Genomic DNA, 740 nt, shown 5'->3' with positions numbered 1-740 from the left:
GAAGACATTCTACTTATCGGTAGTAGCTATTCTGCCGAAGACATCGGTACGCAGTGCTATAAGTACGGCACCAAATCAGTCACTATCAGCTATCGCACGCAAGCGCTAGGTTATGATTGGCCTGACGGTATTAGCGAGCGACCGCTGGTCACCCATTTTGAAGATGATGTCGCGCATTTCGCGGACGGTACCAGTAAGCGTTTTGACGCTATTATCATGTGCACAGGCTACTTGTTCCACTTCCCATTCTTGCCTGATGAGCTACGCTTGCAAACGCATAACTGTCTGTATCCTGCCAACCTTTATAAGGGTATCTTTTGGCAGCCTAACCCTAAGCTTATCTATTTAGGGATGCAAGATCAGTACTTCACCTTTAATATGTTTGACGCGCAAGCGTGGTACGCCCGTGATGTGATGGTGGGTGATATTGAGCTGCCAGATCTTGAGACGCGACAAGCCGACGAGCAAAAGTGGTTAGCAACTTATGACAAAGCCGTCACCGTTAATGATTCTATTGAGTTTCAAGCCAATTACATTCGTGATTTGACCAACTCGACCGACTATCCAGAATTTGCGGTCGAAAAGCAGGGCGACATTCTAAAGCAGTGGCAAAAGGATAAAGTTGCTAATATAATGGGCTTTAGAGAAAAAGCGTATCGCTCAACGCTAACGGGTACGCTAGCGCCAGAGCTACCAGAGCCGTGGTTAGATATTACTGATGATTCACTAGAGCATTTTTT

Annotated in this window: 1 pseudogene; it reads left to right on the top strand. The window is 46.2% G+C overall.

Annotation, left to right across the window (positions count from 1 at the left end):
• Positions 1-740: pseudogene (locus ACTXGO_RS15380) on the top strand (NAD(P)/FAD-dependent oxidoreductase); the annotation flags it as partial.

This window comes from Psychrobacter sp. T6-1, from assembly GCF_052258445.1.
The sequence above is the reverse complement of the archived record's forward strand: the minus strand, read 5'-3'. Positions and strand labels throughout refer to the sequence as shown.